The 26,514-nt window shown below is 66.7% G+C and carries 24 protein-coding genes; 10 read left to right on the top strand and 14 right to left on the bottom strand.

Going from position 1 to position 26,514, the window contains the following annotated elements:
* Positions 1-66: 66 nt before the first annotated feature.
* The 7 genes from ABZ789_RS07450 to ABZ789_RS07420 all read right to left on the bottom strand — a co-directional run bounded on the left by ABZ789_RS07450 (position 67) and on the right by ABZ789_RS07420 (position 7,469).
* Entirely contained in the window at positions 67-1,041 is a 975-nt protein-coding gene (locus ABZ789_RS07450; protein ID WP_358421200.1) for an LLM class flavin-dependent oxidoreductase, read from the bottom strand.
* Between the two features lie 149 nt (positions 1,042-1,190).
* On the bottom strand, positions 1,191-2,870 hold the full coding sequence (locus ABZ789_RS07445; protein WP_358421197.1) for an FAD-dependent oxidoreductase: 1,680 nt from the start codon (positions 2,868-2,870) through the stop codon (positions 1,191-1,193).
* Between the two features lie 121 nt (positions 2,871-2,991).
* Complete coding sequence (locus ABZ789_RS07440) at positions 2,992-3,216, bottom strand: dodecin (RefSeq protein ID WP_358421194.1); 225 nt, start codon at positions 3,214-3,216, stop codon at positions 2,992-2,994.
* A gap of 92 nt (positions 3,217-3,308) precedes the next feature.
* Positions 3,309-4,568, bottom strand: a complete 1,260-nt coding sequence (locus ABZ789_RS07435) for a serine hydrolase domain-containing protein (RefSeq protein ID WP_358421191.1) — start codon at positions 4,566-4,568, stop codon at positions 3,309-3,311.
* A 106-nt stretch (positions 4,569-4,674) separates the two neighbouring features.
* On the bottom strand, positions 4,675-5,229 hold the full coding sequence (locus tag ABZ789_RS07430) for a DUF6764 family protein (protein WP_358421188.1): 555 nt from the start codon (positions 5,227-5,229) through the stop codon (positions 4,675-4,677).
* A gap of 121 nt (positions 5,230-5,350) precedes the next feature.
* Positions 5,351-6,403, bottom strand: a complete 1,053-nt coding sequence (locus tag ABZ789_RS07425) for a DNA polymerase domain-containing protein (protein WP_358421185.1) — start codon at positions 6,401-6,403, stop codon at positions 5,351-5,353.
* 1 nt (position 6,404) lies between these two features.
* Positions 6,405-7,469, bottom strand: a complete 1,065-nt coding sequence (locus ABZ789_RS07420) for an ATP-dependent DNA ligase (protein WP_358421262.1) — start codon at positions 7,467-7,469, stop codon at positions 6,405-6,407.
* A gap of 58 nt (positions 7,470-7,527) precedes the next feature.
* On the opposite strand from ABZ789_RS07420, the gene ABZ789_RS07415 reads away from it, so the two are divergent.
* From ABZ789_RS07415 to ABZ789_RS07390, 6 genes are all read left to right on the top strand, one after another.
* Complete coding sequence (locus ABZ789_RS07415) at positions 7,528-8,115, top strand: hypothetical protein (RefSeq protein ID WP_358421182.1); 588 nt, start codon at positions 7,528-7,530, stop codon at positions 8,113-8,115.
* A gap of 85 nt (positions 8,116-8,200) precedes the next feature.
* Positions 8,201-9,013, top strand: a complete 813-nt coding sequence (locus ABZ789_RS07410) for a 3'-5' exonuclease (protein ID WP_358421179.1) — start codon at positions 8,201-8,203, stop codon at positions 9,011-9,013.
* A 173-nt stretch (positions 9,014-9,186) separates the two neighbouring features.
* The gene (locus ABZ789_RS07405) at positions 9,187-9,933 is read left to right on the top strand and encodes a TetR family transcriptional regulator (protein WP_358421176.1); all 747 of its coding nucleotides are present in this window, start codon (positions 9,187-9,189) and stop codon (positions 9,931-9,933) included.
* A gap of 123 nt (positions 9,934-10,056) precedes the next feature.
* The gene (locus ABZ789_RS07400) at positions 10,057-11,214 is read left to right on the top strand and encodes an acyl-CoA dehydrogenase (protein ID WP_358421173.1); all 1,158 of its coding nucleotides are present in this window, start codon (positions 10,057-10,059) and stop codon (positions 11,212-11,214) included.
* A gap of 58 nt (positions 11,215-11,272) precedes the next feature.
* Positions 11,273-12,121: a 3-hydroxybutyryl-CoA dehydrogenase gene (locus ABZ789_RS07395; RefSeq protein WP_358421259.1), complete on the top strand. Its 849-nt coding sequence runs from the start codon at positions 11,273-11,275 to the stop codon at positions 12,119-12,121.
* A 253-nt stretch (positions 12,122-12,374) separates the two neighbouring features.
* Positions 12,375-14,897, top strand: coding sequence for an ATP-dependent Clp protease ATP-binding subunit (locus ABZ789_RS07390; protein ID WP_358421170.1), 2,523 nt, complete (start codon positions 12,375-12,377; stop codon positions 14,895-14,897).
* A 60-nt stretch (positions 14,898-14,957) separates the two neighbouring features.
* Here ABZ789_RS07390 and ABZ789_RS07385 read toward each other — a convergent pair whose 3' ends face one another.
* From ABZ789_RS07385 to ABZ789_RS07370, 4 genes are all read right to left on the bottom strand, one after another.
* A complete protein-coding gene (locus tag ABZ789_RS07385; RefSeq protein ID WP_358421167.1) occupies positions 14,958-15,647 on the bottom strand; it encodes a GTP pyrophosphokinase family protein in 690 nt (229 codons plus the stop codon).
* A 70-nt stretch (positions 15,648-15,717) separates the two neighbouring features.
* A complete protein-coding gene (locus ABZ789_RS07380) occupies positions 15,718-16,584 on the bottom strand; it encodes an enoyl-CoA hydratase-related protein (protein ID WP_358421164.1) in 867 nt (288 codons plus the stop codon).
* An 87-nt stretch (positions 16,585-16,671) separates the two neighbouring features.
* Positions 16,672-17,946, bottom strand: a complete 1,275-nt coding sequence (locus ABZ789_RS07375; RefSeq protein ID WP_358421161.1) for an MFS transporter — start codon at positions 17,944-17,946, stop codon at positions 16,672-16,674.
* 50 nt (positions 17,947-17,996) lie between these two features.
* Complete coding sequence (locus ABZ789_RS07370) at positions 17,997-19,001, bottom strand: aldo/keto reductase (RefSeq protein WP_358421158.1); 1,005 nt, start codon at positions 18,999-19,001, stop codon at positions 17,997-17,999.
* A 115-nt stretch (positions 19,002-19,116) separates the two neighbouring features.
* Between ABZ789_RS07370 and ABZ789_RS07365 the strand changes: the two genes are divergently transcribed.
* Both ABZ789_RS07365 and ilvD read left to right on the top strand, forming a co-directional pair.
* Positions 19,117-19,683, top strand: coding sequence for a TIGR03086 family metal-binding protein (locus tag ABZ789_RS07365; protein WP_358421155.1), 567 nt, complete (start codon positions 19,117-19,119; stop codon positions 19,681-19,683).
* Positions 19,680-21,377 carry a dihydroxy-acid dehydratase gene (ilvD, locus tag ABZ789_RS07360; protein ID WP_358421152.1) on the top strand — a complete coding sequence of 566 codons (1,698 nt, stop codon included), beginning with the start codon at positions 19,680-19,682 and terminating at the stop codon, positions 21,375-21,377. Before ABZ789_RS07365 ends, ilvD begins: the two co-directional genes overlap by 4 nt.
* 33 nt (positions 21,378-21,410) lie before the next feature.
* On the opposite strand, the gene ABZ789_RS07355 is transcribed toward ilvD, so the two are convergent.
* Together ABZ789_RS07355 and ABZ789_RS07350 are read right to left on the bottom strand one after the other, a co-directional pair.
* On the bottom strand, positions 21,411-22,073 hold the full coding sequence (locus ABZ789_RS07355; protein ID WP_358421150.1) for a serine protease: 663 nt from the start codon (positions 22,071-22,073) through the stop codon (positions 21,411-21,413).
* A gap of 48 nt (positions 22,074-22,121) precedes the next feature.
* A complete protein-coding gene (locus ABZ789_RS07350; RefSeq protein WP_358421147.1) occupies positions 22,122-22,907 on the bottom strand; it encodes a DUF6319 family protein in 786 nt (261 codons plus the stop codon).
* A gap of 139 nt (positions 22,908-23,046) precedes the next feature.
* Here ABZ789_RS07350 and ABZ789_RS07345 point away from each other — a divergent pair, with 139 nt between their 5' ends.
* Complete coding sequence (locus ABZ789_RS07345; RefSeq protein ID WP_358421144.1) at positions 23,047-24,144, top strand: adenylate/guanylate cyclase domain-containing protein; 1,098 nt, start codon at positions 23,047-23,049, stop codon at positions 24,142-24,144.
* On the opposite strand, the gene ABZ789_RS07340 is transcribed toward ABZ789_RS07345, so the two are convergent.
* Positions 24,141-24,734, bottom strand: coding sequence for a TetR/AcrR family transcriptional regulator (locus ABZ789_RS07340; RefSeq protein ID WP_358421256.1), 594 nt, complete (start codon positions 24,732-24,734; stop codon positions 24,141-24,143). The two genes, ABZ789_RS07345 and ABZ789_RS07340, sit on opposite strands and share 4 nt — an antisense overlap.
* Positions 24,735-24,933: 199 nt before the next feature.
* Here ABZ789_RS07340 and ABZ789_RS07335 point away from each other — a divergent pair, with 199 nt between their 5' ends.
* On the top strand, positions 24,934-26,460 hold the full coding sequence (locus ABZ789_RS07335; RefSeq protein WP_358421141.1) for an MFS transporter: 1,527 nt from the start codon (positions 24,934-24,936) through the stop codon (positions 26,458-26,460).
* Positions 26,461-26,514: the final 54 nt, after the last annotated feature.

The following is a 26,514-nucleotide window of genomic DNA, read 5'->3' as shown; positions in this document are numbered from 1 at the left end:
AGATCATCGCCGCCCCTTGCAGCGACGCCGAGCATTGCTCCAGCCTAGCGCTGTGTCGTGTGGAGGTCAGCCGAGCCCGAATATCCTGGCCAGCCGCGCATCGGACTCGTACAGAGCAGCAGTATCGAAGGTGGAGGCGGAGCTGAGCACCTCGTTCGCCCCGGTGGTGGCGATCAACTTTTCCAGGTCTTCTGCCACTTGATCCTCGGTCCCGGCCAGCGCGTCCCTCTCGGTTTCTGCGACGATGCGGCGACGCCGCTCGGTCATCGGCTGCCGGTAAATCTCCTCGACCGTGGACAGCGGCGGAAACGAGCCCGATTCCCGCGCCACTGCCATCGCCCACGACTCCGGCAGCAGCAACTCTGCAGCCTCCGCCTCGGTGTCGGCGATCAGGACCTCCAGTCCGACGATCACATACGGCTCCGCTCCGGCCGAGCCGGGCCGGAAGTCGGCGCGGTAGCGGTCGAACGGTTCCGAACCCTGCCTCAGGAGTGGGCCGGCGACGACCACCGGCAATCCCAGGCGGGCTGCCACCTGCAGGCCCCGGCCCGTGCCGAGCACGAAGATCGGTGGCGGTTCGGGAACATGAGGGCGTACGGTCACTTCCGCCGTTCCATGCAGGTAGGACTGCAGTTCCCTCACGTCCGCCACGAAGTCGCCGTCATCGGCGCTGTGGGTCCGAAGGGCATCGCGCACGGGCGCAGTGAAACCGAGGGAGCGCCCGACCCCCAGATCGATCCGGCCCGGATGCAGCGCCGCGAGCAGGGCAAACTGTTCGGCAACGACGATCGGCTGATGGTTCGGCAGCATCACTCCACCGGAACCCACCCGGATCCGGCTGGTCCGATCCGCGATCGCCCCGACGAGAATCGCGGGGGCACCTGAAGCGATACCCGGAACGGCATGATGCTCGGCCACCCAGAAGCGGTGATATCCGGCTGCCTCGGCAAGCTCCGCGCGGTGCACCGTCTGCCGCAGCGCGGCAGCATCGGTTTGCCCCTTGCGGGTACGGGACCGGTCCAGCAATGACAAGGCGACCATGCTCGGCTCAACACCGAGCCGACCGGATCGCTTCCTCGCACTCTGCCGCACGGGACACCCCGGGTCGATCACCTGTGGGATCACGGACGTGGGTGGTGCAGCGCGCCATCGCGGCCGGTCGCTGCACCCGCCACCCGTTCAGCGAGGACTCACGAATCGATGCGCGACGCCGCCAGCATGTCCTCGATCGAGACGAACTTCAGACGCGAACGCCCCGCCGCCGAACCGCGAGCCTTCTCCTGCTTGTCGATCTGCAGCCAGCCCCGATAGTCGATGCGCTCGGGACGCCGCTCGGCGACCAGCGCCGCCAGCTTCTCCCGATCTGCGACCGGCTCGGGCAATTTGCCCTCGACGAAATCGTCGAGGATCTTCTCGACCGTTTCCGCCGAGCACTGCTTGTTGGTGCCGATGACCCCGCTGGGACCACGCTTGATCCACCCGGCTGTGTAGACACCGGGCACCGGCGTGCCCGTCTCGGCGTCGACCACTCGCCCGCAGTCGTTCGGGATCACACCGCGCCGATCGTCGAAAGGCAGACCTGCCAGCGCAGTACCTCGATAACCGATCGACCGCAGCACCAGACCGGCGGACAAGGTCTCGGTCTCGCCCGTCGGGCGGGCCTCGAGGCGCCCGTCGACCTCGACGAGTTCGTTGCGTTCGAGCGTGATCGACTCGACGACCCCGTCGCCCGAGATCTCCACCGGTGACGCGAGGAAACGCAGAACGATGCGCTTGTTGCCTTCGGTGGGCGTGCGCTGAGCGAACCCCTCGACCTGCCGGACCTTCAGCGCCAGGCGCGGTTCGACCTCCGGGTCGTCGATCAGCGTGCGACTGACCGGATCGAGTTCGACCTCGACCGGATCGACGATCACGTCGACGCCCGGCAACGAGCCGAGCGCGAGCAGTTCCGGGTTGGTGTACGCGGCCTGCGCCGGCCCGCGACGACCGACGACCACGACCTCGCGGATGTTCGACTTCCGCAGTGCCTCGAGCGCGTGCTCGGCGATGTCGGTGCGCGCAAGATCTTCCGGATCCATCACCAATGCCCGCGCGACGTCGAGAGCGACGTTGCCGTTGCCGATGATCACCGCACGCTCGGCGGACAGATCGAAAGTGAGGTCGGCGAAATCCGGATGGCCGTTGTACCAGGCGACGAACTCGGTCGCGGCATGCGAGCCGGCCAGGTCCTCACCCGGAATCCCCAGCTTGCGATCGCCTGCGGCACCGACGGCGTAGATCACCGCGTGATGATGGGCCAGCAGTTCCTCGTGCGTGATGTGGGTGCCGACCTCGACGTTGAAATAACACTGCGTGTTCTTGTGCCCGATCGCGCTGCGGAAGACGTCGCCGACCCCCTTGGTGCTCTGATGGTCGGGAGCCACCCCGGCACGAACGAGGCCGTAGGGCGTGGGAAGACGGTCGAAGATGTCGACCTGCACCGCCGAGTGCGACACCAGGTCCATCGCCGCGTAGCACGCGGCCGGACCGGACCCGACGATCGCCACGCGAAGCGTGCCGAGTTCCGCGGGAAGCTTGCGCCGACTGCGCAACTCGGGCCAGTCCGGCCCGATCGGGTAACGGCGGTAGTACTCGGCATTGATTTCCAGATAGGGTTCCTGCGCCGGCGTCAGTTCGTTGTCGGCCGCGATCGCATCCACCGGGCACTCGTCGACACAAGCCCCGCAGTCGATGCACGTGTCGGGATCGATGTAGAGCATCTCCGTCGTCGCGAAAGGCGCTTCGTCCGGCGTCGGGTGTATGCAGTTGACCGGGCAGACCTCCACACACGAGACGTCGTTGCAACACGCCTGGGTGATTACATAAGCCACAGTGGTACCTGCCTACAATACGGGGAACGTCTGAACGGGGCCCCAGACTATAACACGTTACAGTCCCGGTCGAGAACGCTGTTCTCGCAAATGTAACATGACATTTCCGCCTCCGAAACGGTCAGGCGCCCGGTTCGGTGGTCTCCTCGATCCGGAAGCCGATCTTCAGTGTGACCTGCGTGTGAGCGACCCGCCCGTCGTCGATGTGCCCCCGGACGTTGACCGTCTCGAACCACTCCAGATGCCGCGTGGTTTCCGCAGCTCGCGCTACCGCTTTCGCGATCGCGTCGTCGATTCCGGTCGTCGAAGATCCGACGACCTCGATCACCCGATAGACATGACTCATGGCTGAACTCCTCGAATCGGCGACGCTCCGGTTCGGATCGTCCCGCCCCCGAGGGGCCCTCGTCTCCGAAACAACAAAAATGACCGGAAGATTCAGGCGCGTCGTGCGAGCGAGCGCGCCAGTTCGCCGAGGCGCGCAAGTCGCAGGTCTCCGAGCGGCATGGCTCCGGCCCCGAGGCGGTTGGTGACGAAGGCAAGGGAGAGACCGGTGTCGAGATCTGCATAAGCCCCCGAGCCACCCACTCCGTAGTGCCCGAGCGCACCTCGGGGGCGCTGGACGCCGGCGAAGATGGGCTGGTGGTAGCCGAGCCGCCACGCCATCGGCACTCCCAGAACGTAGTCCCGACTGCGCACCCGGACCCGGGACATCTCGTCGATCGTGGTGCTGTCGAGGAATTTCACCCCGTCGATCGTGCCGCCCGCGGCGATCGCGCCGTACATCCGCGCGAGAGAGCGGGCGGTGAACACACCGTTCCACCCCGGCATCACCGCGTCGTGCACGGCGGGATCGCCCACGAGTCTGTCGAAGCCGTCCGGCATCGCAGCCTCGGCCAGACCTCGGGTCGGCGCGAGTCGCGACAGCACCGCCGCGCTCGTACCCCAGTGCAGACCGGCCGGCGTGAGCCGCGGGAACAACTTCGCGATCCGGCCTCGTTCGTCGTGCGGAACGCGGTACCAGAAATCGGGTTCTCCGAGGGGCCGAGCGATCTCTCGTTCCACGACCTCCACGAAGGGCAGGCCGGTCACCCGCTGGACGAGCTCGGCGACGAGCCATCCGAAGGTGACGGCGTGATAGCCCGAACCGGCCGTGCGTCGACGATCCGGTGCCGCCTTCTCGAGAGCCGCGACGGTCGCGTCGTAGTCGAGGATCCCGCGAGTTCCCGGTACCAGTCCCCGCACCCGATGAAGGCCCGAACGGTGGGTGAGGACGTCGGCGACGGTGATGTCCTGTTTGCCGTTCGCGGCAAACTCCGGCCAGTAATCCGCGACGGGCGCGAAATAGTCGATCGATCCACGCTCGGCCAGACGATGCACGACGGTGGACGCCACGCCCTTACCCGTCGAGAACGACAGCGCCATCGTGTCGCGGTTCCATCGGCGATCGGGAGCGGACCAGCCCGACCAGATGTCGAGAACCTTCTCCCCGTGGAGATAAGCGGTGAGCGCGCCGCCCCCGTGATGAGGGCGCCGGTACAGCGAGAAGAACGCGTCGGCAAGGCGAAGGAACTGCGGATGCACGAGCATCTCGGTCGGTGCGGTGGGGATCGGCCGGGACCCGGCCGGCTCCGGTGCATGGGCCGGTGCGAATGCTGCCGAGGCCCGGGCAGGCTCGAACACCGCTCCCGTCGTCATCGCTGCATCTCCATCGGCATGTGCGAAAGGCTACGACGCCGCGAAACGTAACGGAAGAGGTTACGTACACATTGTTTTTCGATGACTCCCGGGGAACACGAACGCTCTAGGGCAGCTCTGCCGACGACGGCGTCTGCGCACCGGGGGTCACGTAGCTGAAGTCACCCAGTACGACGCACCCACGAACGGCCTCGAGATCGAAGGCCCCCGCCACCGAACCCTCACACAGCACCGGATCGTCGGCATCACCCACGAAGGCCTGGGACTCGGGGCCCGCGACCACGAGTGCCGTTCCCGGCTGTTCGAGCACGCCGAGGGCCAGGGCCCCGGACCCCAGCCCGACCGCAAGCAGACGACCCGACGTACTCTCCCCTGCACCGACGCCGCCGTCGAATCCGGCGGCTCCGACCTGTGCACCGAGGCGGGCATCGGCGAAGCCCACTCCGCGCTCGCCATAACTCCAGGCACCAGCGGTGCCGTCGGTGGATGCGCCACACGCGTCATCGCCCTCGATCTGAACGAGGTCGACGGGAGAACCCGGCGGAGCACTGCACGTCGTGGCCGCGAATGCGGACTCCGGAACGAGGAATCCGGCACCGATCGCGGCAGCGAACGCCATCCCCACACCGAGAACCCGGCCGGACGCCCTCGAGCGAACCACGGCATCCACCTTCCAGCCTCCACGGACCGTCTTCCCGGCCAGTCTATGGATCGTCGCCCCGAAGATCCCATCGTCGAGGTCACGACAGGGACGCGATTCGGAACGTCCGGGCGAACACCGTTCACGTGTTCGTGGCGCGATCGGTATCGCGGGACGGTTGCACACGCTTGGGCTCCCCCGGCATCTTCGGGTGATTCGGCGGATACGGCAGGTCGCCGAGACCGGCTGCCGTATCGCGCTCCGCCATCTCGAGCAGGAGGTCCAGCTTCTGCGCGTGCGCGGCGAGATCCGCCATCGGATCACCGCGCTCGGCCAGCAGATCCGGCACGGTCGCGATGGTGAAATCGTCAGGTTCGGCGTCTGCCAGTTCGTCCCACGTCACCGGGGTCGACACGGTCGCGGTCGGGGTGCGCCGTACCGAATATGCCGATGCGATCGTCTTGTCCCGTGCGTTCTGGTTGTAGTCGAGGAACAACCGTTCGCCGCGTTCCTCCTTCCACCACGCCGTCGTCGCGCGTCCTTCACTACGCCGCTCTATCTCACGCATGAGCGCGATCCCGGCACGGCGGACCCCGACGAAGTCCCATTCGGGCACGATCCCCAGGTAGATATGAAGACCCCGCCCACCGGACGTCTTCGGGAATCCCGTCAGCCCGAGTTCGTCGAGGAGAGGACGCACGACCTCCAGCGCCACGGACCGGGCATCGCCGAAATCGGTTCCGGGCTGCGGATCGAGGTCGATGCGCAGTTCGTCGGGCCGGTCGGTGTCGCCGCACCGCACCGGCCACGGGTGGAAGGTGACGGTGCCGAGATTCGCCGCCCACACCACGTCGGCGGCCGAACGCACGCGCAGCGCATCGGCCGTGCGCCCCGACGGAAAGGTGATCTCACACGTCGCGACGTGATCGGGTCGCTTGACCGGTGCTCGCTTCTGGTAGATCTCCTCTCCTTCGATGCCGTCGGGAAATCGCTGCAGATGCGTGGGCCGGTCTCGCAGAGCGGTCAGCAGCGGGGCATCGAACTCGGTGGTGATCCTGCGGTAGTACTCCACGAGGTGCCGCTTCGTTCCGCCGTCGGCACCGAGTTGCGGGAAATAGATCTTGTCGGGGTTCGACAGCCGCACGGCAATCCCGTCCACGGCCAGTTCTTCGGCGGGCGAACGTTTCGCGGCCATATCAGTCCTCCGTCCGGTCGAGCACGTCCGACAGGTCGTAACGCAGCGGCACCTCGAGCTGTTCGAAAGTGCAACTCTCGGGCTCGCGGTCGGGACGCCAACGCTGGAACCTCGCCGCATGCCGGAACCGCATCCCTGCCCCCGACACACCTTCCATCTGGTCGTACGCGACCTCGACGACACGTTCGGGACGCAGCGGCACCCAGCTTCGATCCACCGCCGAACGCCAGCGAGTCGGTTCGCCCTGCTCGACGAGGTCCTCGCCGAGGCGCAGCGGCTGCAGTTCGGCGAGCAGTTCCTCGCGGCGCTCCCGCGTGAACGCCGATGCACCGCCGACCATCGCGAGTTCACCTTCGTGGTAGAGCCCGAGCAGCAGCGAACCGACACCGTCGACACTCTTGTGTTTGCGGTAACCCATCAGGACACAATCGGCGGTACGAGCATGCTTGAGCTTGAGCATCTCCCGCTTGTCGGGCAGGTAGAGCCCGTCGAGCCGCTTGGCGATCACGCCGTCGAGACCTGCTCCTTCGAACTCCTCGAACCATCGTCGGGCCGTGTCGGTATCGGTGGTCGCCACCGTGACGTGGCAACTCTTGCCACCGCCGATCTCGGTCCGCAGCCGTGTACGCCGATCCGCGAAGGGTGCCTGCATGAGGTTCTCGTCGCCGACGGCGAGCAGATCGAAACCGACGAAGACGGCGGGGGTCTGCTCGGCGAGCAGCGCGACCCGGCTCGCGGCGGGATGGATGCGCTCGGACAAGGCCTGCCAGTCGAGCCGGGTGCGGCCGTCGCGCTCGCGCGGGACGACGATCTCCCCGTCCACCACGCACCGGTGGGGAAGTTCGGCTCGCACCGCGTCGGCGAGCTCCGGGAAGTACCGCACGAGGTCCTTGCCCCCGCGCGACCCGAGAACCACCTCGTCGCCGTCGCGGAAGGCGATCGCACGGAAACCGTCCCATTTGGGTTCGTACGACCACTGCGGCGGACCGTCCTCCGGTTGGGAAGGAACAGTGGAGGAGACCTTGGCGAGCATCGGAGCGAGCGGCGGTACCACAGGCAGGTCCATGCGGCACATCGTTCCACCCTGCGCGGGCTCGAGCAGCGCTTCCGTAGGCTCTTCGAACATGAACGTTCTCCGACGGGCGGCCGCCGCGGCCGCGATGGCAGTGGTGGCAGCAGGTGTACTCGGAGGATGCTCGTCCCAGATCGAAGGCCAGGCCGTTCCGGACGCCGACGCCACGGCCACCTCCACTGCGCCGTCCACCTCCCTGCCTTCCACGAGCCCGACGACGTCGCCCTCGACGGAGTTGAGCATCGACGTCGCACCCGGCGAATGCATCGCGCTCGGCGGCACGGTCGACGACGCGACCATCGACCAGGCGACCTGCGGTAGCCCGAGTTCCAACTACAAGGTCGTCGAGGTCGTGGACGCGAGCGCCATGTGCCCCGGTGACATCGACCAGACCTACTACGAGTCGTTCGGAGGTGTCGAGGTAGGGGCGTTGTGTCTCGATGTCGACTGGGTGGTGGGTCACTGCATGGACCTCGGTGGCGAGGATCCGAAGCGCATCGAGTGTGGCGAGCCTGCGATCCAGGGCGAAGAGGTGACCGAGATCCTTCTCGACACCTCCGACGTCAACGAGTGCTCCATCTCCGGCGGTGGCTTCGTGTACCGGGAGCGCAACTTCGTGGTGTGCACCGACACGATCTGACCGGTCCGCCGCGTGAGGGATGTCGGTGCCTCCCGCAACAATGCGTCCGACACGACCGACGACCCGACGGACGCGAGGACCGAACATGACGCCCTGGCCGGACAGACCGATCTGCGCGTTCGATCTCGAGACCACCGATCGGGATCCACGCAACGCCCGTATCGTCACGGCCTGTGTCGCGACCTTCGACGGCGACCGCGTCGACACGCGTTCGTGGCTGCTCGACCCCGGCATCGCCATACCCGAGGAGACCACCGCGATCCACGGCATCACCACCGAGCGGGCGCGCTCCGAGGGACTCGACTATCTCGACGGCTACCGGCAGATTCGCCAGGCAGTGTGCGACGCGTGGGCACGCGGCCACATCGTCGTCGCGTTCAACGCCAGCTACGACCTCACGGTGCTCGATACCGAGGGGCGCCGCCTCGGCCTGACCGGGCTGGACATCGGCACGGTCGTCGATCCCTATGTCATCGACCGTGAGATGGACCGCAGTCGCCCAGGCAGGCGCACACTCCAGGCGGTATGCGAGGCATACGGGGTGCCGCTGACCGATCCTCACGAAGCCGAGGCAGACGCCCTCGCCGCCGGCCATCTCACCCGCGCGCTCGTCGCGAGATATCCGGAACTCGCCGATCTCGACATCATGACCGACCAGGCCGCCTGGCATGCCGAACGTCAACGCAGTTTCGCCGAGTATCTACGCGGGCTGGGCCGCGAGGTCACCGACCTCGACGACAGCTGGCCCGTGCGGCCACCCACCCCGGTGGGCACCGACGTCCTCGAGCGCCCCGCTGCCGCGTCGCGGGTCCGGCGCACGCTGCACGCCGTCCGCGAGTTCTTCCGGCGGCGGCCCCGACGGCGATCAGGGCAGTCGGGCAACTTCCACGATTCGTGACCTGCATGTGGCCCGGTATTGCGACGATCGAGACGACGTCGAATCCGAGTACGTCCTACCCGGAGGTGACCGTGTCCACCGCCCCTGCACGTCCCGCCCCTGCACGTCCCGTCCCTGCCGAAGCCGTCACGGGGTGAACAGCCGCCCCACGACCACATTGGATACTCGACGACATGACCTCCGGTACCGGTAGCCCCACCCGCCGCCTCGACCCGGCGGGACCCGATCCCGCCCAGTTCCGGGTGCATGTCGTCACCCAAGCGATCCGGTTGTTCTCCGAATTCGGGTACGAATCGACCACCGTCGAGCAGATCGCCGTGGCCGCAGGGGTGTCGCGGCGGACGTTCTTCCGGCAGTTCCGGTCGAAGGAGGACGTGATATTCGCCGATCACGAATCGCTGCTCGAGCAGGTTGCCGAGTACCTGTCACAGGATTTCGACGACCCCTGGGCAGCGGCATGCGAGGGAGCCAAGCTGGTGTTCGGGCACTTCCGTGATCGGCGCGAGCTGGCGGTGTGGCGGTACCGGGTGGTGCAGCGGGTGCCCGCGCTGCGGGAGCGCGAACTCGTCACGACCTATCGCTACGAAAGGTTGTTCACCGATTTTCTGCGCGCCGCGGTACCGGGAGAGAAGCCGGTACGCACCGTCAGTTTCGCGGCCGCAATGACCGCGACGCACAACTTCCTGTTGCGGGCGATGATCCGTGGAGACGACACCGCGACTGCCGAACGGCTCGAGCAGGCATTGTTCGAGTTGCGCCGCGCATTCGGTGTGGTGCCGACCGCCGACGGGAGCGCCGGCCGAAGCGCGACGCCGACCCCACCTGCCGTCGCGGTGGTGACCTATCCACCCGAGCTGACACCGGCCGAGGTCGCCGAGCAGGTGCGACTCCAGCTGGAGAACACACACCACCACCGTTGACCTGGCACTCAGTGCCGGGGTTAGAATCGTCATATTCCATCACGTCGCGAACCCTCTCCTCGATATGCTCGGGGGAGCTACGCCCTCAACTCTGGCACCGCGTGCCGTTAGGAGTCCGCCGTCATGGCCCTCAATCCCGACTTCGATCTGTTCCAGCTCTCCGAGGAGCACGAGGCCCTCCGCGAAGCGATCCGCGCGCTCGCAGAGAAGGAGATCGCCCCCCACGCCAAGGACGTCGACGAGAACTCGCGCTTCCCGCAGGAGGCCCTCGACGCGTTGAACAAGTCGGGCTTCAACGCCATCCACGTGCCCGAGCAGTTCGAAGGCCAGGGCGCCGACTCGATCGCGACCTGCATCGTCATCGAAGAGGTCGCGCGGGTGTGCGGCTCGTCGTCGCTGATCCCGGCGGTGAACAAGCTCGGCACCATGGGCCTGATCCTGCGCGGCTCCGACGAGCTCAAGGCGAAGGTCCTGCCCGACATCGTGAACGGTGCGATGGCCTCCTACGCACTGTCCGAGCGTGAGGCGGGATCCGACGCCGCGTCGATGCGTACCCGCGCGAAGGCCGACGGTGACGACTGGATCCTCAACGGCTCCAAGTGCTGGATCACCAACGGTGGGAAGTCCACCTGGTACACGGTCATGGCCGTCACCGACCCCGACAAGGGCGCCAACGGCATCTCGTCGTTCATGGTCCACAAGGACGACGAGGGATTCGTCGTCGGACCGAAGGAGAAGAAGCTCGGTATCAAGGGTTCGCCGACCGCCGAACTGTACTTCGAGAACTGCCGCATCCCCGGCGACCGCATCGTCGGTGAGCCCGGAACCGGCTTCAAGACCGCGCTCGCGACCCTCGACCACACCCGCCCGACCATCGGCGCGCAGGCCGTCGGCCTCGCCCAGGGAGCCCTCGACGCGGCGATCGCCTACGTCAAGGAGCGCAAGCAGTTCGGCCGGCCCATCTCCGACAACCAGGGTGTGCAGTTCATGCTCGCCGATATGGCGATGAAGGTCGAGGCCGCACGTCTGATGGTCTACACCTCCGCGGCTCGCGCCGAGCGCGGCGAGGCCAACCTCGGCTTCATCTCCGCCGCGGCGAAGTGCTTCGCCTCGGATGTCGCGATGGAGGTCACCACCGACGCCGTGCAGCTCTTCGGCGGAGCCGGCTACACCACCGACTTCCCGGTCGAGCGCATGATGCGCGACGCCAAGATCACGCAGATCTACGAGGGCACCAACCAGATCCAGCGCGTCGTCATGTCGCGCGCTCTTCTGCGCTGATCGCGGTCGCGTAGGTTACCCCCGGAACATCACAGCGATCAGGAGTTACGCAGTGGCAGTGGAGAAGGTAGGCGTCATCGGCGGCGGCACGATGGGTGCCGGTATCGCCGAGGTGTGCGCGAAGGCCGGTAGCGACGTCCTCGTCAAGGAAACCACCGAGGCGTTCGCGGTTGCAGCACGTGAGCGTCTGGAGAAGTCGATCGGACGCGCCGTTAAGTCCGGCAAGATCACGCAGGAGGATGCCGATGCGATCCTCGGACGGATCCGCGTCACCCTCGACCTGAACGAGTTCGCCGACCGCGACCTCGTCGTCGAGGCGGCCCCCGAGATCGAGTCGCTCAAGGTGGAGATCTTCTCCGAGCTCGACAAGATCGTGAAGCCCGAAGGCATCCTCGCCACCAACACGTCGTCGATCCCCGTGATCAAGATGGCACAGGCGACCCAGCGGCCCGGCAAGGTCGTGGGCGTCCACTTCTTCAATCCGGTGCCGGTGATGCCGCTGGTGGAGATCATCTCGGCGCTCACCACCGACGAGAGCACCGCCGACGCGGTGTTCGACTACGCGAAGAACACCCTCGGCAAGACGGCGGTGCGGGCGGGCGACCGGGCGGGCTTCATCGTCAACGCCCTGCTCATCCCGTACCTCTGCTCGGCCGTGCGCATGCTCGAATCGGGTTATGCGACAAAGGAAGACATCGATGCCGCGATGAAGGGCGGCTGCGGCTACCCGATGGGTCCGCTGACCCTCATCGACACCGTCGGTCTCGATATCACCCTCAATGCCGCGCAGTCGCTGTACGACGAGTTCGCCGAGCCGCACTACGCTCCCCCGGCACTGCTGCGTCGCATGGTCGATGCAGGTCGCCTGGGCCGCAAGACCGGCGAGGGCTTCTACAGCTACAAGTAGACACACGCCAGAAGGCGCCCCGACGGTCCGCTCCGGATCCGTCGGGGCGCCTTCTGATGTCCGCCGGGATGTAGCGGGACATCCTCGGACAGTGGCTCTCGCAAGACGCCACCAGGATCGTCGGTGCCGTATACGATCGAAATCGATAACCGGCACCGAATCACCGGGCGGGACGCCTCTCACAGCGATCCGGCACGAAGTACCGCGGGTGAGTGTCGAAACGGATTTCATCCTCTCCGTCTCGGAGGAAACAATGACCGACAGCTGGATTTCCCGCGACCCATTCGACGACATCATCGAGCGGTTCTTCGGGTCGAGCAATCTCCGCCAACCCCAGGTACAGCGAGTCGACCTGGGACGACTGCTCAACGAGGACGCGAAACGCCTGGTGGACAGTGCCGGAAGGGCAGCGCGTGAGTGGGGCAGCCCGGAACTCACCCCCGAACACCTCCTGTACGCCGCAACGCTCGAAGATCCCGGTCGAGGGATCATCAGTGGTCTCGGACTCGATCCCGACGACGTGGCCGAACAGATGCGCACACTCACCGGTGAGGGTGAACAGGACGCCGGTCAGACAGTATTGAGTCCGGCGGCGAAACGGGCATTCCGCTCCGCCCAACAACAGGCCGGGCAGACGGGGACCAGCTACATCGGTCCCGAGCACATCCTCTACGGTATCGCCGCGAACAGCGAGAATCCGGCGGCCCATGTCCTCGCCGGCGCCCGGCTCGAAGGGCGCGGCCGCGGCAGTTCCGCTCCGAGCAACACCCCCACCCTCGACACCTACGGGCGCGACCTGACCGCAGAAGCCCGCGCCGGCAATCTCGATCCCGTCGTCGGCCGCACCCAGGAGATCGCACAAACGGTCGAGATCCTCTCCCGCCGCCGGAAGAACAATCCGGTACTGATCGGCGATCCCGGCGTCGGCAAGACGGCAATCGTCGAAGGCCTCGCGCAACGCATCGTCAATGGAGACGTGCCGTCGACACTGACCGACAGACGCGTGATCGCCCTCGACCTGGGCTCACTCGTCGCAGGCAGCAAGTACCGCGGAGAGTTCGAGGAGCGCCTGACCAAGCTCCTCGACGAGGTCCGCGAGCACTCCGAGGAACTGGTCCTGTTCATCGACGAACTGCACACCATCGTCGGAGCAGGTAGCGGCGGCGAGGGGTCGATGGACGCGGGTAACCTGCTCAAGCCTGCGCTGGCGCGAGGGGAACTGCACGCGATCGGTGCGACCACCGTCGACGAGTACCGCCGTCACATCGAGAAGGACGCCGCCCTGGAACGTCGCTTCCAGCCCGTCATGGTGACCGAACCGTCGGTCGACGACACCATCGAAGTCCTCCGCGGGTTGATCGACGTCTACGAGGAGCATCATCAGGTTCACTACACCGACGAAGCACTCGTGGCCGCGGCCGAATTGTCCGACCGGTACATCACCGACCGGTTCATGCCCGACAAAGCCATCGACCTCGTCGATCAGGCCGGTGCCCGTGTTCGGCTGCGGACCAAGACACCGGATCCGGACACGCGGTCGCAGGAAGAAGAACTCGCTCGCCTGGAACGGGAGAAGGATTCGGCCGTCGCCTCGGAAGATTACGGCAAAGCCGCAGAACTGAAGAAGGAGATCGTCTCACTTCAGGAACGCACCGGAGCCGAGGCACCGACCTCCACTCCTCAGGTCGAGGTGGTGGACATCGCCGAAGTGATCTCGCGTCAGACCGGTATCCCGGTGTCCGAGTTGACCGCCGAGGAACGCCAGCGACTGCTCGATCTCGAGGACGTTCTGCACGAACGAGTGATCGGTCAGGACAAAGCGGTGAGCGCCGTCGCCGAAGGCGTTCGCCGGGCACGCGCCGGTCTCGCGGACCCGACTCGCCCGATAGGTTCGTTCCTGTTCCTCGGTCCCACCGGCGTCGGCAAGACCGAGTTGGCCAAGGCGTTGGCCTCGGCGGTCTTCGGTGAAGAAAGCCGGATGATCCGTTTCGACATGAGTGAGTTCCAGGAGAAGCACACGGTTTCCCGTCTGGTCGGTGCCCCACCCGGATATGTCGGATACGAGGAGGCGGGGCAGCTCACCGACAAGGTTCGGCGGCAGCCCTACTCGGTGGTGCTGTTCGACGAGGTCGAGAAGGCACACGCCGACGTCTTCAATGTGCTTCTCCAGCTGCTCGACGACGGCCGCGTCACCGATGCACAGGGACGCACGGTCGATTTCAAGAACACCATCGTGATCCTCACCAGTAATCTCGGATCCGATCTGATCCTCTCCCACCCCGGCGACGACATCGAAAGCCTCACCCCGCAGCTGATGGAACGGTTGCGCTCGTACTTCCGCCCCGAGTTCCTCAACCGCATCGACGAAACGGTGGTCTTCCATCGTCTCGACAAAGCACAGTTGCGCGAGGTCGTCGAACTCATCCTCGACGGCACCCGCAGACTGTTGCGCGCGCAGGATCTGCGCCTCGACGTAACCGAACGTGCCGTCGATTGGCTCGCCGAGGAAGGTTACGAACCGGAGTTCGGTGCCCGCCCCCTGCGGCGCACCGTGCAGCGGGAGTTGGACAACCGGATCTCGAAACTGATCCTCTCCGGTGCCCTGGTCGCCGGCGACACCGTGTACGTGGATGTCGGCGACGGCGGCCTCGTCATCGAAGGCATCGCCGGGAGCGACAGCACCGAGAAGGAGAGCGTGGGGAGCGACAGTGCGGAAGGCACCGGAAGCGACGCACCGACCGCCGAGGAGACCACCGAGCAGACCACCGGGCCGTAACCCCGTGACACCGGGCATCCGGACATGAGCCCGCGCGGCGTTCGTACACCCGGACGGACGTCAGCGGGGGCGCACACCGTGCACGCGATCGTGCAAGGCTTCCATCCGCACGTCCAGATCACGTGCGGTCTCGGCAGCCAGCCGCAGTTCCTCACGAAGATCGTCCGGCACGACCCGGTCGTGCTTGTAGTAGATCTTGTGCTCGAGACTCGCCCAGAAGTCCATCGCGACCGTCCGGATCTGCAACTCGACGTAGACGTGCTCGACACGGTCGGACATGTACACCGGGATCTGGACGATCACGTGCACGCTGCTGTAGCCGTTGGGCTTGGGCCGCGCGATGTAGTCCTCGATCTCGACCACCGTCACATCGGGCTGCCCGGTGATCATGTCGATGAGCCGGTACACATCCGAGGTGAAACTGCACGTGATGCGGATGCCGGCGATGTCACGAACGGTTTCGCGGATGCCGTCGAGTGAGGCCGGCGCACCCTTGCGTTCCGCCTTCGCGAGGATCGACTCGGGACTTTTCAGGCGCGACTTGACGTGCTCGATCGGGTTGTATTCGCGAGCGTAGGTGAACTCCTCGCGCAGGATGTTGATCTTCGTCATCATCTCGTCGACGCCGAACTTGTACACCATGAGAACGCGTCGGAGATCCTGTGCGAGGTGCTCCACTGCGACCAGCGGTGCCTGCACGTCGTCCGATGCCGGCGAACCCGGTTCGGGTCCACCCACCGTCGTCGTCACTCGATTCCTCCTCGATGTGCTTCGGTATCGAGTCTGCCAGCCCGACGACGACGGGCGACTTCAGGCTCCGCTACGTGCAGGTCGGAGGATGCGGATGTTCGAACAGATCGGGCAGGCCGTCCGAGACCCGGTCGGGGAACTTCGGCTCCCGTTTCTCCAGGAAGGACTCCACTCCCTCGCGGACGTCGCCGGACGTTCCCCGGACGTGGATCCCGATCGACTCTGCCCTGTGGGCGACGTGCGGGTCCGGAGCTCCGAGCATCCGCCACATCAGCTGCCGAGTGAGCGCCACCGAGACCGGCGCGGTTCCGGACACGAGTTCCTGTGCGATCTCGAGGGCACGCTCCTGAACGCGTTCGGCGGGAACCACCTCACGGACGAGACCACGTTCCAGTGCTTCCTCGACGGGCACCATCCGTCCGCCCACGGTCCATTCCACAGCGGTCGAGACGCCGACCGCCCGAGGAAGGAACCAGGTGGAGCAGGCTTCCGGGACCAGGCCGCGACGAGTGAATACGAACCCGAATTTGGCCGTGTCCGCCGCGATGCGGATGTCTGCGGGCAAGGTCATGGTGACACCCACGCCCGCGGCCGGCCCGTTGATCGCGGCGATCACCGGCTTGAGAGATCGATAGATGCGCAGGGTCACGCGACCGCCCAGGTCCGGCGGAGCCCCACCGGTGTCGGGGTCGTCGCCGAGAGCGAAGGTGTCGCCACCTGCTGCAAGATCGGCGCCTGCGCAGAACCCGCGGCCCGTGCCGGTGAGGACGACGGCCCGTACGTCGTCGTCGCTGTCGGTCTCGTCGAAGAGAGAGATGAGTCGCTCTCCCATTTCGTTGGTGAACGCGTTGAGGCGATCTGGACGGTTCAGCCGGATCACGGCGACGGGACCGTGATGTTCGAGCAGCACCTCGTTCTCGGGACCGGTCTTCGTCACATCGTCTCCTCGGTTCGCAGTCGGCCGCTCAGCGCCCGATGATAGGGCTTTCGGCGAGCGGCGAGCCGGCGAATTCGTCCGAGGTGCTCAACGTCCGCCGCTGACGAAGCGATCGTGTACGACCGTGCGGAGCGATCGGGTCTCGACTCCGGCGTCGCGGCGCGCACGGCTCCGGGTGACGAGCACACCGGCGAACGCGATCACCCAGATCGGGTACTGCGCGAACCATGCGACCCGGAACGCGTCGAAGGTGTAACCACCGAGCCGGTCGAGCACGATCCCCATCGTCTGCACGACGAGGAGTGTGGCGAGGAAGCCACCGATGTTGACGATGCCGTTCGCTGTGCCGAGAGCGGAGCCGGGGTTGAACGTGCGGGCGTAGTCGAAGCCGATCATCGACCCCGGCCCACCCACCGAGATGACGATCACGAGCATTACGAGCAGCCAGATCGGCGCGGGACCGGGCAGGGCGAGCACCACCGACCATGTCACGGCGCTCCCCAGGATGATCGTCAGGACGAGCCACGAGCGCCTGAGTGGAAAGCGCCCCGACAGCACCCCGAGGATCGGCCCGGCCGAGATGGCCGTGATCACGGAGACGGTCAGCATCGAGCCGGCGGCCGCAGGTGAGAGGCCCTGCGCGGAGACCAGATACGGCACACCCCACATCAGAGCGAAAGTGGTCACCGAGAACTGCGTCCCCATGTGCGTGAAGAAGCCGAGCTTGGTGCCGGGGCGACGCCACACCGTGCCGAGACCGCCCATCACTTCCCGCAATCCCGACGCGGTGACCTCCCGCGCCTCGCCGCGCGGGGTGTCGCGCACGACGGCGAGGACGAGCACACAAGCAAGCAGCCCCAGCGCCGCGGCGCCGGCGTAAGCAGCACTCCAGCCCACGCCGGTGAGCAGGAAGACGAACGGAACCGCGGAGAGTACCTGTCCGAGCTGGCCGAAGATGCCCGTCAACTGCGACACGACAGGCACCCGGCGGGGAGCGAACCACACGGGTACGAGTCGCAACACCGAAATGAAGGTCAGAGCGTCACCTGTGCCGACCAACACTCGCGCGAGATACGCGACCGGCAAGGACTCGGTGGTCGCGAGCACGACCTGGCCGATCGCGAGGATCACGGCCCCGGCTGCGATCATCCGCCTCGACCCGAACCTGTCGAGCAGCACACCGGCCGGGATCTGCATACCGGCGTACACGATGAGCTGCAGGACGACGAATCCGGAGAGCACGGACGGCGAGATCGCGAACCGTTCGGTCGCTGCGAGGCCGGAGACGCCGAACGCCGTCCGGTGGAGGACGGCGACGATGTAGGCGAATACCCCGACACCCCAGACCAGCCATGCCCTCATGGGGAGGAGACGATACTCCGAGGTCTTTTACCTGGCTAATCAATCGGGGATCACTCGCGGCCGAGCGACACCCACGTCGGGTCGGCTGCGCGAGGACCGGCGACCTTGTCCGCAAGACGGTCCAACCGCGCGAGCTGCTCGTCCGTGAGGACGACGTCGAGCGCACCGGCGTTCTCAGTGACACGATTCGCGTACCGGGTACCGGGAATCGACACCGACGGCAACCCGAACTCACGGCCTTTCACGTCCAGCCACGCCAGGGCGATCTGTGCGATCGTTGCGTCCGCCTCCTGCGCGATCCTGCGCACCTCCTCGCGCACCTCGAGGTTGGCCGGCAGCGCATCGGGGTCGAAGCGGGGGAACCGCTTGCGCAGGTCGTTCTCCTTCACCTGACGGGGATCGAAGGCATCGGTGAGCAGACCCCGGCTCACCGGCGAGTAGGGCACGAAACCGATACCGAGCTCTGCGGCGGTGGGCACTACATATCGTTCGACGTCCCGCGAGACGATGCTCCATTCCGACTGGATCGCCGCGATCGGATGTACGGCGTGCGCGCGACGTAGTTCGTCGCCCGTGGCCTCCGACAATCCGATGTGCCGCACCTTGCCGGCCCGTACGAGTTCGGCAAGAGCACCCACGGTGTCTTCGACAGGCACCTCGGGATCCACACGGTGCAAGTAGTACAGATCGACGTGGTCGACGCCCAGACGTCCGAGCGAGTCGTCGATGGCTTGCTTCGCATACTCGGGGCGGCCGTTGATGCGACGGTTGGCGGTGCCCTTGCCCCCGACCGCGCCGACCAGACCGAACTTCGTCGCCAGCTGGACTTCGTCCCGCCGCTCTTCAAGCAGCTTGCCGACAACCTTCTCACTCGTGCCGCCGCCGTACACATCGGCCGTGTCGATGAAGGTGACACCCAGGTCCACGGCGTGGTGCAGGGTTGCGAGCGCCTCGTCGAGGTCCACCTCGCCGTAGGCGGGGGCGACGGACATCGCACCGTAACCCTGGGCGCTGACGACCAGGCCGGGCGCGAGTTCGACGGTGGGAACAGACATGTACTTCTCCTCGATGGCGACACTGTGCGGGCTTCCGATCGTCCCGCACATCGCCCGCGAGCGCAGGAATTGAAATCGCCGTGAGCCGAGGAGGTCGCAACCTAGGCTGGAAGCCATGGCGACCGACTGGCTCACCCTGCAACGAATTGCCCGCCGCGAGTTCGACGATCGTGTCGCGCAGATCAGCGACTGGCACGTACCCACACCGGACACCGAATGGGACGTCTCCGACCTGGTGTGGCATGTGGTCGACGAGCAGCGCTGGATCCAGCCGTTGCTGTCCGGCCGTTCCCTCGACGACGCGAAGGCCGCGCTCGAACCGATCGGTGACGACCTCGCCGCCGACTGGGCACGATTCGCCGAACAGGCGACCGCCGCGTGGGCGATGACCTCACCGGCTCAGGAGGTCCATCTGTCGTACGGGACGGTCCCGTGCATCGAATATCTGAAACAGCAGGTCGCCGATGTCGCGGTGCACACCTGGGATCTCGCGCGGGCGATCGGCGCGGACGAGAATCTCGACGGCGAACTCGTCGACGCGGTGCTGGCCGAACTCGAACCCCAACGCGACATGCTCGCCTCGAGCGGCTTGTTCGCCGATCCCGTCCCGGTCTCGGACGACGCTCCTCCACAGGACCGGCTCCTCGCACTTACCGGCCGCGACCCCCGGCAGGCCTCATGACGGACCGGCCCGACATCAAGCCCCGCAGCCGGGATGTCACCGACGGCATGGAGAAGGCCGCCTCGCGCGGGATGCTGCGCGCGGTGGGGATGGGCGACGACGACTGGGGGAAACCGCAGATCGGCGTTGCCTCGTCGTGGAACGAGATCACCCCGTGCAATCTCCCGTTGGACCGCCTGGCCCGAGCGGTCAAGGAAGGCGTGCACGCCGCGGGTGGTTACCCACTCGAATTCGGCACCATCTCCGTATCCGACGGGATCTCGATGGGGCACGAAGGAATGCACTTCTCGCTCGTGTCGCGGGAAGTCATCGCCGACAGCGTCGAGACGGTGATGCAGGCCGAGCGACTCGACGGTTCGGTGCTGCTCGCGGGATGCGACAAGTCGCTGCCCGGAATGCTCATGGCCGCAGCGCGACTCGATCTCGCCGCCGTCTTCCTCTACGCCGGTTCCATCCTGCCCGGCATCGCGAAGCTCTCGGACGGCACCGAACGCGACGTGACGATCATCGACGCCTTCGAGGCGGTCGGAGCCTGCGCGCGTGGCCTGATGTCCGAGACCGACCTCGATGCGATCGAACGCGCCATCTGTCCCGGCGAGGGCGCCTGCGGCGGCATGTACACCGCGAACACGATGGCTGCCTCCGCCGAAGCACTGGGGATGTCACTGCCGGGGAGTGCATCCCCTCCAGCGACCGATCGTCGTCGCGACGGTTACGCCCGCCGCAGCGGACAAGCGGTGGTCGAGTTGTTGCGCCGCGGCATCACCGCGTCGGACATCCTCACGAAGGAAGCCTTCGAGAACGCCATCGCGGTGGTCATGGCGTTCGGCGGATCCACGAACGCCGTGCTCCACCTGCTCGCGATCGCTCACGAGGCTCGCGTCGATCTCACGCTCGACGATTTCGTCCGTGTCGGCGCACGGGTGCCGCACCTTGCCGACGTGAAACCGTTCGGACGGCACGTGATGAAGGACGTCGACCACATCGGCGGCGTACCCGTGATCATGAAGGCACTGCTCGACGCCGGTCTGCTGCACGGCGACTGCCTCACCGTCACCGGGCGCACGGTGGCGGAGAACCTGGCAGGCATCGCGCCCCCGGACCCGGACGGCAAGGTGCTGCGTGCGCTGAACGACCCCATTCATCCCACCGGTGGCATCACCATCCTGCGGGGCAGCCTCGCGCCGGGTGGAGCGGTCGTGAAGTCTGCCGGCTTCGACGAATCGGTCTTCGAGGGAACAGCGCGGGTCTTCGAACGCGAACGGGCGGCGATGGATGCGCTCGAGGACGGCACCATCACGGCCGGCGATGTGGTGGTCATCCGTTACGAAGGGCCCAAAGGTGGTCCCGGAATGCGCGAGATGCTCGCGATCACGGGGGCCATCAAGGGCGCCGGTCTCGGCAAGGACGTCCTGCTGCTCACCGACGGCCGTTTCTCCGGGGGCACTACCGGGCTGTGCGTCGGACACGTTGCTCCGGAGGCCGTCGACGGCGGTCCCATCGCGTTCGTCCGCGACGGCGACCGGATCCGTCTCGACGTCTCGCAGGGACGTCTCGATGTGCTGGTCGACGAGGAGGAAATGGAAACGCGGCGGCAAGGCTGGGAACCTCTGCCGCCGCGCTACACCCGGGGTGTACTGGCGAAGTACACGAAGCTGGTCGGCTCCGCCTCGAACGGTGCGGTGTGCGGGTGAGGGCCGGGTGAGTCCTCCCCGCGTCCGGGGATGCTAGATCGGGCGGAAACCTGCGCCCGGGCCACCACCGGCGTTGATGTCGGACAGGATCACGTCGATGTTCGTTCCGACCGCAGGACCTGCGCACGGTGCCAGCAGATAGGCGTTGACCATCGCGACGAGGGTCGAGCCCACCACCACCGGGGCACCCGAGTCGCCTTCGATGACGCAGACCTGCGTCCAGGTCTCCTGCGAGCCGAACACGTCGCCCCACACGACGCCACACGTGTTGCCGGTGGTGCGGCCTTCCTTGCACGCGACGTCCGGGAAATTCGCAGGGGCACCGACACCCGTGATCGTCACGTTGCCCACACGGTTGACCGGGACCACCTTGTCTCGGTCGAACACGATGACGGCGTAGTCGAGCGTGGGGACGCTCGAAGCTACCCGACCCACCGGTCCCGCGGCAGTGTCGTATTCGGCCTTCACCGTCATGCCCGGTTCTCCGCAGTGTCCTGCGGTGAGACCGACGAGGCGACCGGCCGAATCGTTACCGATCGTGGTGAGAGTGCAGTCGTAGATGTCCTCTCCACCGGATCCGAGAGTGATTCCCGACCCTCCGCCGAGGGTTACCGGGGGAGCCGCGACGGCCACACCCGAACCCGTTCCGACCAGTGCGAGTACTCCCGCAATTGCTACAACGAGTTTTTTGAACATGGTGCCCCTCCTGCACTGCCACCACGGGCGGCCGTCGGAATGAGCGTACTAGAGGTTTCCTTCAGATTTCCGGGTTGTGCCCAAGCTTTCCAGAGCTTGACGGGCTTCTTCGAGTTCTCGGCTGAGCTGCGCGACCCGCTCTTCGGCCGCACGACGAGCTTCTTCGATGACCGATTGGACCGCTTCGGTCGCTGTCGGATCGCCGAGTTCACCGACCGCCCGTTCGACGGCGTCGGGCGCGACCGGCGTGGGTTTTCCGACCTTGCGGGTGCCGTGCGCGACCCCCACGGTCCACTCGTTCTCCGGATCGATGGTGAGGGTGATCGTGATCGACGGCGCCTTCTTCGTCTTGCGGGCCGGGGCCTTCGGCTTCGCCGCCGCAACCGCAGACGGGCGGGGGGCGGAAGCCTCGGACGAAATGGGGGTCGTCTGGTTCACGGGTGTCTTCTCCTCGGCGCGGGGGGCGGCAGCAGGTTTCGGGGTTGCAGGTTTCGGGGCTGCAGGCCTCACAGGTACAGCTTTCGCCGGTGGCGCGGGCTGTGCGGGGGCGGACGCGTTCGCGGCCTTCGCAGGGGGACGCTTCGCTCCGGCCGGCTCTCGGGTCGAGCGCAGTTCGTCGACCTCGAAGGGCAACTCGTCGTCGACGCCCTTGGGCCGCACTGTAACCGTGCTCCCGCTGATCGATATCACGCGCGCCGACGTCCCGGGATCGATGCCGAGACTCGGAATACCTTCCACGAGGTAGACGGTCGCGCGGCGCCCCTCCGCGAGAGCCGCGCCGAGCTCTCCGAGTTGTTCCTCCGTAAGGTGATCCGCGCGTCTGCGGGGCGGCATGCGACGTCCTCTCTCGGTGCGCCGAAGGGTCGGCAGGGCTTCGATGACGGTCACTGTCGCACATCTGTACGACACCGTGCGCACGTGTTCCGTGCGACCTGCCGCGCACGTGCGAGCCGGGCACGGTAAGGATGGATGCGTGACCCCGTCCGATCCGGCACCCGCATCAGGAACCGACGTGCTGTCCGTGATCCAGTCACAACTGGAGAACGCGCTGCTCGGAGGCCCTCTTCGCTACACGTTGACCGAGGTGGCCGAGTCGTGTGGGCTCGAACCCGATCGTGTGCGCCGACTCTGGCAGGCCCTCGGTCTGACCGTCGATCCCGATCCGGACGTGGTGATGTTCACCGACGGGGACGTCGAAGCGCTGCGTTGCACAGCGGCGATCATCGAGAGCGGAGCGATCGACGAACGCCTCGAGGTGCCCGCCGCCCGGTCGATCGGCCAGTCGATGTCGCGGTTGACCGAGTGGCAGCTGAATCTGCTCAACACCCACGTGTTCACGCGACTCGCCGCTGCCTACGAGAAGGCGGACACGCCCCCGCAGGAGGAGGAGATCCGTGCGCTCGTCGACCACATCGTCGAGCGCACGGCCGAGCTCACGGTGGGCCTGCAGAGCCATATGTGGCGCCGGCACCTCGTGGCCACGACCGCCCGGACCGCGGCGCGACCGCAGGATTCCGGCGAGCTCCACGAACTCGTCGTCGGCTTCGCGGACATGGTCGGATACACGCGGCTGACCCGGCAGATCGATGCCGCCGCGTTGAGCGAACTGCTCGACTACTTCGAATCGGAGGTCTCCGACGTCATCGCCCGGCACAACGGCTGGGTGATCAAGACCGTCGGTGACGAGGTGATGTTCGCGGCCGAACGACCTGTCGACGCCGCGCGTATCGCACTCGACCTGCAGGATTCGTTCGTCGCCCAGAAGGACTACCCCGATCTGCGGGTCGGATTGGCATGGGGCCAGGCCCTGCCCCGCTTCGGCGACCTGTTCGGTTCGGTCGTCAACATCGCAGCCCGCCTCACCGGTGCCGCGCGGCCCGGCACGATCCTCGTCGACGAGAACCTCGCCGACGCGCTCGCCGACTGCGAAGAGTTCCGGTTCCAGACGGTGCGTACCCTACGGCTGCGGGATTTCCACCATTCCCGCTTGTACGTACTGCGTCGCCCGTACGAGGACCGAGAGGCGAGCGCCGGAGCAGACGCTCTCGGCGACGAGGACATGGGCCTCTAACGATCCGCCCTGCGCGCCCTGCGCGCAGCGATGAAATCGTCGACGATGTGCTCGCATGCGCGCCGGTCGAGCGGCGCGAGCGTGGCGAGTCGGTTGAAGACGATCGGCCCGAGCAACTGGACCAGGGCGAGGTCGTAGTCGAATTCCCCGAGTTCGCTGCGGGCATCGGCAGTGGCGAGCACGCGGTCGAACGACGAGCGGTACCGGTCGACGAGGATCTCGCGTAGCGACTGCAGTTCGGGACGGGCCTCGCGACCCGGCTCCTTCACGAGTTCACCGAGCCCCGGTCCCAGACCCATCCAGCACATCGCCGTCAGCGGGATGGGCGCTTCCTCGATGATGCGTGCCTGCGCGGCGAGCAGTTCGACCAGCCGTGTGCGAAGGTCTCCGCCGTCCGGTACGGGCGGAGCCGGTGGGAGCAGCCGCGCGAAGGCTGCGGCAATCAACTCGGTGCCGTTGGCGAAGTGACGGTAGAGCGTCGCGCGGGCCACACCCGCGGACGCGGTGACTGCATCGATCGTGACCGCGTCGGCGCCGCCGGTCGCCAGCAGTGCGGTCGCCGCGTCGAGCAGGCGCGCCCGCGATCGCACCCTGCGGGGGTCTTCGTCGCGGGCAACGCTGCCGAGCCGAGCGACAGGTTCATGACGGGACTGCGCTCCGGGGTCGACGCTCACATCTCCAGTTGTAGTCGCTGCGCGCTGAGCGTGTTGCAAGACCAGCGGTTCCGCTACGATACCGATAGTCTCGTTTCTCGGTTCCCGGCATTTCCTCCGCTTCCGGAAGGCTCCCGTGTCCGACACCGCCAGCCCGACCACGAATCCGAGTGCCCCGCCCCGCATGACCGGGGCGCAGATCCGACTGCTCGCCGTCGCGTGCTCTGCGGTCGCCGTGGTCATCGCCGCGATGGCATCCCTGAACACGGCCTTGCCGGACATCGCGGTCGACACCGGGGCCACGCAGAGCCAGTTGACGTGGATCGTCGACGGCTACACCCTGGCGCTGGCAGCCCTGCTCCTGCCTGCGGGTGCGCTCGGCGACCGGTTCGGCCGTCGCGGTGTCATGATCGTGGGGCTGATCGTGTTCGCATTCGGCTCGCTGATGCCGTTGTTCGCCGACGCACCCTTGTGGATCATCGGGGCCAGAGCGGTCGCGGGGGTCGGCGCGGCGCTCGTCATGCCGTCGACACTGTCCTTGATCACTGCCGGTTTCGTCGAGGCGCAGCGCGCGCGGGTGATCGGCATCTGGGCTGGTGTGGCCGGATCAGGGGCCGTACTCGGGATGATCCTCTCGGGACTGGTCCTCGAGTACGCGTCGTGGCAGGTGATTTTCGGTGGCTCGGCCGCCATCGCGCTCGTGCTGGTCGGCGTATCACTCACCATCGGATCGTCGCGATCGGCGCAACCGCTGCCGTTCGACTTCGGCGGAGGGATCCTCGTCGTCCTCGCAGTGGGACTTTTCGTCCTCGGTGTGATGGAAGGCCCACACCGCGGATGGGCGGACGTCGTGACGCTGGGGGCGATGATCACGGGCCTGGTCGCCGCCGCCGGCTTCGTCCTCGTCGAACTTCGATCGAAAGCGCCGTTGCTGGATGTGCGCCTGTTCACCGGGCGGGCCTTCGGGGCGGGCGCGGCCGGACTGGCGTTCCAGTATCTCGCCGGCTTCGGTCTCTTCTTCCTGATCGTGCAGTATCTGCAGCTCGTGCTCGGTTATTCGCCGCTTCGCGCCTCGCTGGCACTGACACCGATCTTCTTCGTGGTTATGGGACTGTCCCTCGCGGTACCGATCCTGTTGAAGCGGACCGGTATCCGCGTGCTGCTGAGCGCCGGTCTGGCCCTGATCGGCCTCGGCCTCGCCCTCATGGGCCTGCTCGACGCCGAGTCCTCGTACGTCGAAGTGGCGTTCACATTGACGGTCGCGGGCTTCGGCGTCGGAATCTGCACGGCTCCTGCGACGCACGCGATCGTCACCAATACCCCCGAGGACCAGCTCGGGGTGGCATCGGCCGTCAACGACGCGACTCGGGAGATCGGTGCGGCGATCGGCGTCGCGATCACGGGTAGCGTCCTTGCCGCGGCCTACGGCCACGGAGTCGATCCGGTCGCACCGATGATTCCCGAACCGGCACGGTCCGCAGTTCAGGATTCGCTCGCCGCGGCGATAGCGGTCGCGGAGCAGGCCGGTCCGCAGGGCGAGCAGCTCGCCGAGCTCGCACAGAACGCATTCCTCGACGGACTCCAGCAAGCGTCGTGGGCGGTAGCTGCGATCCTGCTGATCGGTGCCGTGATCTCGGCCTTCTGGGCGCCCGGACGCTCGTAGACATCCGCCACCGGTTCTTCCCGATGCCCGCGACACGAGTCGCGGGCATTGTGC

The organism is Rhodococcus sp. NPDC047139 (assembly GCF_040643435.1).
Lineage (GTDB): Bacteria > Actinomycetota > Actinomycetes > Mycobacteriales > Mycobacteriaceae > Rhodococcus.
The sequence above is the reverse complement of the archived record's forward strand: the minus strand, read 5'-3'. Positions and strand labels throughout refer to the sequence as shown.

Bases quoted from the DNA above. Each gene is read 5' to 3' on its own strand.
- ABZ789_RS07370 (WP_358421158.1), bottom strand. From the start codon at position 19,001: ATGTCTGTTCCCACCGTCGAACTCGCGCCCGGCCTGGTCGTCAGCGCC.
- ABZ789_RS07435 (WP_358421191.1), bottom strand. From the start codon at position 4,568: ATGACGACGGGAGCGGTGTTCGAGCCTGCCCGGGCCTCGGCAGCATTC.
- ABZ789_RS07350 (WP_358421147.1), bottom strand. From the start codon at position 22,907: ATGCCGCCCCGCAGACGCGCGGATCACCTTACGGAGGAACAACTCGGA.
- ABZ789_RS07405 (WP_358421176.1), top strand. From the start codon at position 9,187: ATGACCTCCGGTACCGGTAGCCCCACCCGCCGCCTCGACCCGGCGGGA.
- ABZ789_RS07355 (WP_358421150.1), bottom strand. From the start codon at position 22,073: ATGTTCAAAAAACTCGTTGTAGCAATTGCGGGAGTACTCGCACTGGTC.
- ABZ789_RS07420 (WP_358421262.1), bottom strand. From the start codon at position 7,469: ATGGACCTGCCTGTGGTACCGCCGCTCGCTCCGATGCTCGCCAAGGTC.
- ABZ789_RS07425 (WP_358421185.1), bottom strand. From the start codon at position 6,403: ATGGCCGCGAAACGTTCGCCCGCCGAAGAACTGGCCGTGGACGGGATT.
- ABZ789_RS07450 (WP_358421200.1), bottom strand. From the start codon at position 1,041: ATGGTCGCCTTGTCATTGCTGGACCGGTCCCGTACCCGCAAGGGGCAA.
- ABZ789_RS07415 (WP_358421182.1), top strand. From the start codon at position 7,528: ATGAACGTTCTCCGACGGGCGGCCGCCGCGGCCGCGATGGCAGTGGTG.
- ABZ789_RS07400 (WP_358421173.1), top strand. From the start codon at position 10,057: ATGGCCCTCAATCCCGACTTCGATCTGTTCCAGCTCTCCGAGGAGCAC.
- ABZ789_RS07375 (WP_358421161.1), bottom strand. From the start codon at position 17,946: ATGAGGGCATGGCTGGTCTGGGGTGTCGGGGTATTCGCCTACATCGTC.
- ABZ789_RS07365 (WP_358421155.1), top strand. From the start codon at position 19,117: ATGGCGACCGACTGGCTCACCCTGCAACGAATTGCCCGCCGCGAGTTC.
- ABZ789_RS07410 (WP_358421179.1), top strand. From the start codon at position 8,201: ATGACGCCCTGGCCGGACAGACCGATCTGCGCGTTCGATCTCGAGACC.
- ilvD (WP_358421152.1), top strand. From the start codon at position 19,680: ATGACGGACCGGCCCGACATCAAGCCCCGCAGCCGGGATGTCACCGAC.
- ABZ789_RS07390 (WP_358421170.1), top strand. From the start codon at position 12,375: ATGACCGACAGCTGGATTTCCCGCGACCCATTCGACGACATCATCGAG.
- ABZ789_RS07440 (WP_358421194.1), bottom strand. From the start codon at position 3,216: ATGAGTCATGTCTATCGGGTGATCGAGGTCGTCGGATCTTCGACGACC.